Raw genomic sequence first — 5,947 nt, 5'->3', positions numbered from 1 at the left:
GAAATCCGCTGCCACGAGGCTCGCGCCGCCGACCAGCGCGCCATCGACATCGGCGGCAGCCATCAGTTCGCGAGCATTTGCGGGTTTGACCGAGCCGCCATAGAGCAGCCGTACCCGTGCCGCTTCTTCCGCGCCGATTTTCGCGGCGATCGTCTCTCGAATGGCGGTATGCATTTCCGCGACATCCGCGACCGTGGGCGTCAGGCCGGTGCCGATGGCCCAGACGGGCTCGTAGGCGATGCAGGAATTGGCGCCGGTCACGCTCTCGTCGAGCAGCGCCGCGACCTGCTTGCCCACCACGTCGAGCGCCTTGCCGGCCTCGCGCTGGTCCTGTGTTTCGCCCACACAGGCGATGGCGACCAGCCCGGCGCGATGCGCCGCTCGCATCTTGGCGGCGACGGCGGCGTCGTCCTCACCGTAATATTGGCGGCGCTCGGAATGGCCGACGATGACATGCGTGGCGCCGCAATCGGCGATCATTTCGGCGGAGACCTCGCCGGTGAAGGCGCCGCTTTCCTTCGCATGGCAATCCTGACCACCGGCACCAATCGAGGATCCTTCGAGCGCCGTCGCCACGGCGGCGAGCAGTGTCGCGGGCGGGCAGACGAGCAGGTCGGTATCGGCAATGCCTCCGGCCGCACCCACGCGCAATTCGGCGACCATGTCGAGGAACGAACGTGTTCCGTTCATCTTCCAGTTGCCGGCAACAAGCTTGGGTTTTTGCCCTGACGCCATCGTGACCACTCCCTTTGCGGAAAACGCGATGCGGGAATAGCAGTTCCCCGGCAGTGCGGCAATCCGCCCGCTCCGTGCCATATTTCTGCGCTCGTTTGCGGCTGCACCCTTTCCCCGTGAGGGAAACTGCGGTATCGCGGGCACTTACAGGCGGTGCCCGCCCACATGCAACGAAGAAGACGGAACGCCCATGCTTCGCAATATGCGCAATGCCGGTCGCACCTGGGTCGGCAAGGTCGTCGCCGGTGTGCTGTTCACGCTGCTCATCCTCAGCTTCGCGGTCTGGGGGGTCGGCGACATCTTCCGTGGTGGCGCCAGCGCCACGATTGCCCGTGTCGGTGAGACCGAGATCACGGCGGAGATGGCCCGCCAGAGCTATCAGGATCAGGTGCGCCGTATCAGCGTCCAGATCGGTCAGCCGATCACTCCCGTGGAAGCGCAAGCTTTCGGGCTCGATCGGCAGGTCCTGTCGAACCTTGTCACGGAGGCCACCCTCGACGAGCGTGCACGGCAACTCGGCATTTCGGTATCAGACCAGCTTGTCGCACGTTCGATCATGGATGATCCCAGCTTCCAGAATGCCGCCGGCAATTTCGATCAGGGTCGCTTCCAGCAATTGCTCTTTTCCAACAGTCTCAGTGAGCAAGGTTACGTCGCCCAGCAGCGTGACGCGATCGCCCGCCAGCAGATCATCGCGGCACTCGCCGCCGATATCAGTGCGCCGGTCGCCGCCATGGAGGCGGTGCATCGCTATGGTGCCGAGCGGCGCGAGGCCCGCTTTCTGATCCTCGACGAGGCTGATGCCGGTGTCATTTCGTCACCGACCGAGGATCAACTCGCCGCTTTTCATCAGGAAAATATCGGTCGCTACCGTGCACCCGAATTCCGCGCGGCCACCGTCCTGCGGATCGACCCCGCCGATCTTGCCGACCCCGCCGCCGTCCCGCCGGAGCAGGTCCGCAGCTTCTATGAGCGCGAGGGCGAAGCCCGCTTCGGCGCCCCCGAGCGCCGTGAGGTTCAGCGCATCCCGTTCCCCTCCGAGCAGGAAGCGGTGGATGCCGCATCGCGGCTGGAGATCGGGGATATCGATTTCGAAGGTCTCGCAGGTGAGCGCGACGTCGCTGAGGATGTCCTGAACATGGGCATGATGGCGCGCGATGCATTTATTGATCCTGCCATCGGCGAGGCGGCTTTCGCGCTTGGGGAGGGGGAGGTTTCCGGCCCGGTTTCCGGTCGTTTCGGCCATTCCCTGGTGCGTGTCGTCACCATTGAGGAGGGCCGGGTGCTGCCATTCGATTCTGTCGAGGCCGAGATTCGCGATGAGATCGCGATCGACCGGGCGCGTGACCGTATGCGCAGCGTCTATGACGAGATCGAGGATCAGCGCGCCACCGCCCGGCCTCTGGCGGATATCGCTCGCGAGCGGGGCTTCGAGCCCCGTCTCGTCGAAGCGGTTGATGCGCAGGGCCGTGATCCGGCGGGTAACCGGCTCGATCTGCCGAGTGCCGAGACGCTGGTGCCCGAGATATTCGATTCGGATATCGGCATCGACAACGCGGCGCTTCGCACCGATGACGGCGGCTATATCTGGTTCGACGTCACCGGCGTCGACCCCGCCCGCAACCGTGAGCTCGACGAGGTTCGCGAAGAGGTGATCGCCGATTGGCGCAGTGATCAGATCGCGCAGCGTCTGCGTGAGCGGGCGTCTGAGATGGTTTCGCAGCTGGACACGGGCGCGAATCTCCAGACGCTGGCGCAAGAAGCGGAAGGCGGTGTCGCGGCGATTGATGAGCTTTCGCGCGGGGAGGCTTCCGAGCCGCTCGACGAGCCTGCGGTGCGCGCCATCTTCGCCACCCGTGTCGGGGAGCATGGCACCGCGCCGCTCGGCGCGACGCGTCGGGTGGTTTTCACCGTCGATAGCGCCCGCGCGACGCCGTTCCTGACAACGACGCCGGCGGCGGACATGATCGGAGAGCGGCTGCAGGGTGATATCGCCGAGGATATGCTGACGCAGTTCATTGCGCAGTTGCAGGACGATGTCGGCGTGAGCATCAACGAGCAGGCCTATCGCGAAGCGATTGGTCTCGATTTCTGAGGCTCATGATGGACGTTACGCCCGCTTTCGATGATTTCGCGCACAAATATGAAGCGGGCGTAGCCACGCTCCTGCGGACGCGCCTGATCGCCGATCTCGAAACCCCCGTCGCGGCTTATCTGAAGCTGCGTGCAGCCCATTCCGGCCCGGCCTTCCTGCTGGAATCGGTCGAGGGCGGCGCAGTGCGCGGGCGCTATTCGATGATCGGGCTCGCGCCGGATCTGATCTGGCGCTGCCATGATGGCGCCTGCGCGATTGACCGTGCCGCGCTGTCGGGCGAGAAGGTTTTCACTCCCGATCCGCGCCTGCCGCTGGAAAGCCTGCGCGCGCTCATCGCCGAGAGCGCCATTCCGGAAGAGGCGGATCTGCCGCCGATGGCAGCGGGCCTGTTCGGTCATCTGGGTTACGACATGGTCCGCGCCATGGAGCGGCTCGGCCCGCCCAACCCGGATGTGCTCGGCGTGCCCGATGCGACCATGATCCGCCCGACCGTGATGGTCGTCTTCGACGCCGTGCGCGACGAGATCACGCTCGTCACGCCGGTCCGCCCTGCTGCCGGCGTGAGCGCGAAAGGCGCCCATGAGACCGGCATAGCCCGGCTCGAAGCCGTCATCGACGCGCTCGAAAAACCCGTCATCGCGCCCGTCGCGGCGGATCCCGCTGCGCTTCCCGCCGTGGCCGCCCGTTCCAATACGGGCGATGCGGAATATGAGGAAATGGTGGAGCGCGCCAAGGAATACATCCGCGCCGGCGACGCCTTCCAGATTGTGCTCTCCCAGCGCTACGAGGCGGATTTCACGCTTCCCGCATTCGCGCTGTATCGCTCGCTCCGGCGCATCAATCCGGCGCCGTTCCTGTGCTATCTCGATTTCGAGGATTTCCAGATCGTCTGCTCCTCGCCGGAGATCCTCGTGCGCGTGCGCGACGGCGAGGTGACCGTGCGCCCCATCGCCGGCACCCGCCCGCGCGGTGCGACGCCGGAGGAGGATCGCCGACATGCCGAGGAGCTGCTTGCCGATCCCAAGGAGCGCGCCGAGCATCTGATGCTGCTCGATCTCGGGCGCAACGACGTTGGGCGCGTGTCGCAATACGGCACCGTGGAGGTCACCGACAGCTTCTTCCTCGAATATTACAGCCAGGTGATGCATATCGTCTCGAATGTCACCGGGCGCCTCGATCCGCGTCATGACGCGCTCGAAGCGCTCGTCGCGGGCTTTCCTGCCGGGACGGTTTCCGGAGCACCGAAGGTGCGGGCGATGGAGATCATCGACGAGTTGGAGAAGGAGAAGCGCGGGCCCTATGCCGGCTGTATCGGCTATTTCGGCGCTGACGGGCAGATGGATACCTGCATCGTCTTGCGCACCGCCGTGGTCAAGGACGGCAAGATGTATGTCCAGGCCGGCGCCGGCATCGTCTATGACAGCGATCCCGCTTCCGAGCGGATCGAATGCGTCAACAAGTCCAAGGCCCTGTTCAAGGCCGCCGAGGACGCCGTACGCTTCGCCAGCCGCGGCCAGCGCGGCCAGTAAGGCGCCGCGATCCACACCTTGCGGGCGCGATATGCGCCGTACCCTTGCGGCGGACCTGTGCCCGGTCTATCACCACGGCCTCAACAGGAGACCAGCATGCGCCCATCCAAACGCCAGCCCGACCAATTGCGCCCTGTCACCCTCGAGCGCGGCGTCGCGCGCTATGCGGAGGGCTCTTGCCTCGTCTCCTTCGGTGAGACCAAGGTGCTCTGCGCCGCCTCCCTCGAAGAGCGGGGCCCGCCCTGGCTGCGTGGCACCGGCAAGGGCTGGGTGACGGCGGAATATGCGATGCTGCCGCGCGCCACGCATGAGCGCACCCGTCGTGAGGTGACATCCGGCAAGCCCTCCGGGCGCACGCAGGAAATCCAGCGCCTGATCGGGCGCTCGCTGCGCGCCGTGGTCGATCTGCACGCTTTCGGCGAGCGCCAGATCGTGGTTGATTGCGACGTGATCCAGGCCGATGGCGGCACCCGCACCGCCGCGATCACCGGGGCCTGGGTGGCGCTCAACGATTGCTTCGCCTGGATGATGAGCCGCTCGATCATCTCGATCAATCCGCTGAAGGACCACGTCGCGGCAATCTCCTGCGGCATCTACCGCGACACGCCGGTGCTCGATCTCGATTATGCCGAGGATTCCACCGCCGAGACTGATGCAAATTTCGTCATCACTGGCAAGGGCGGCATCGTCGAGGTGCAGGGTACGGCTGAAGGCAAGCCGTTCTCCGAGGAGGAATTCCTCTCGCTGCTGCGCCTCGCGCGTGGGGGCGTCGAGGAGCTGGTCGGCATGCAGAAGCAGGTGATCGCCTGAAGGTGATCGCCTGAAGATGATCGCCTGAAGCGCGCCGCGCTCTCGCAGGAATTGAAAGAGCCCGGCGATCTCCCGCCGGGCTCATTTTTTTTCTGACGCGTCGGTTCACACGGCGGGGACGGTGGGGCGCTCGGCTCTGCCACGCCCTTGCATCGCCATGATCGCGCCGATCCCGGTTATGCCGAGAATGGCGGCGAGGAAGACGTAGAGGCCGGCATCGCCGATCACGCCCATCACCAGAGCCGCCGCAGTCGGGCCGACCGTCGTGCCGAGGCAGAAGGCGATCAGGAGCGCGCCGCCGGCGCGGACGAAATCGCCCGGATCGAGCTGGTCGTTCACATAGGCGAGCCCCAGCGCATAGACCGGATGGCTCAGGCCGCCGACGATCAGGCTGAGCAGGGCGAGACCCCAGAAGCCCGGCGCGAAGACCGCGATGGCAAGGCAGGCCAGCGCCGAGCCGATGGCGGTCAGAAGCAGCATCGAGAGCCGCCCCATCCGGTCGGCCAGTGCGCCGACGATGGGATGGGCGATGGTCGGGCCGATCAGCATCGCCGCGATGAAGAAGGCGATCTCGGTCTGCGAAAGGCCGGCGCGTTCGCCATAGACCCCCGACATCCCGTAGAAGGCGGCGTTGACGGTGCCCGAGACGAAGCAGGCGAGGACGCCCAGCGGTGCGCTGGTGATCAGGCTGAGGAAGGGCATCGAACCAGGGGGGTTCTGATGCGGCTCCTCCAGCGGGCAGAGCATCAGCGGGATGATCGCGATGATGAAGAAGACG

5 protein-coding genes are annotated in these 5,947 nt (G+C 65.8%); 3 read left to right on the top strand and 2 right to left on the bottom strand.

All coding sequences use genetic code 11. The annotated features are described in order from the left end of the window. The coding region (tpiA, locus tag VKP01_RS09650; protein WP_324411935.1) for a triose-phosphate isomerase at positions 1-735 on the bottom strand (735 nt) is incomplete at its 3' end. A 190-nt stretch (positions 736-925) separates the two neighbouring features. Here tpiA and VKP01_RS09645 point away from each other — a divergent pair. The 3 genes from VKP01_RS09645 (at position 926) to rph (ending at position 5,169) form a co-directional block, all read left to right on the top strand. Next, the gene (locus tag VKP01_RS09645; RefSeq protein WP_324411934.1) at positions 926-2,830 is read left to right on the top strand and encodes a peptidylprolyl isomerase; all 1,905 of its coding nucleotides are present in this window, start codon (positions 926-928) and stop codon (positions 2,828-2,830) included. Between the two features lie 8 nt (positions 2,831-2,838). Next, complete coding sequence (gene trpE, locus VKP01_RS09640; RefSeq protein ID WP_324411936.1) at positions 2,839-4,359, top strand: anthranilate synthase component I; 1,521 nt, start codon at positions 2,839-2,841, stop codon at positions 4,357-4,359. A gap of 96 nt (positions 4,360-4,455) precedes the next feature. Further along, on the top strand, positions 4,456-5,169 hold the full coding sequence (gene rph / locus VKP01_RS09635) for a ribonuclease PH (protein ID WP_324411933.1): 714 nt from the start codon (positions 4,456-4,458) through the stop codon (positions 5,167-5,169). Between the two features lie 105 nt (positions 5,170-5,274). On the opposite strand, the gene VKP01_RS09630 is transcribed toward rph, so the two are convergent. Then, the coding region (locus VKP01_RS09630; RefSeq protein WP_324411932.1) for an MFS transporter at positions 5,275-5,947 on the bottom strand (673 nt) is incomplete at its 5' end.

Origin of the sequence: Saliniramus sp. (genome assembly GCF_035311605.1) — a bacterium.
In the GTDB taxonomy this organism is placed as follows: domain Bacteria; phylum Pseudomonadota; class Alphaproteobacteria; order Rhizobiales; family Beijerinckiaceae; genus Saliniramus.
This window is presented reverse-complemented; position numbering and strand designations above follow the sequence as displayed.

What these genes read in the sequence shown, in the direction of transcription:
- VKP01_RS09645 (WP_324411934.1), top strand. Translation starts at nt 926, where the DNA reads ATGCTTCGCAATATGCGCAATGCCGGTCGCACCTGGGTCGGCAAGGTC.
- rph (WP_324411933.1), top strand. Translation starts at nt 4,456, where the DNA reads ATGCGCCCATCCAAACGCCAGCCCGACCAATTGCGCCCTGTCACCCTC.
- trpE (WP_324411936.1), top strand. Translation starts at nt 2,839, where the DNA reads ATGGACGTTACGCCCGCTTTCGATGATTTCGCGCACAAATATGAAGCG.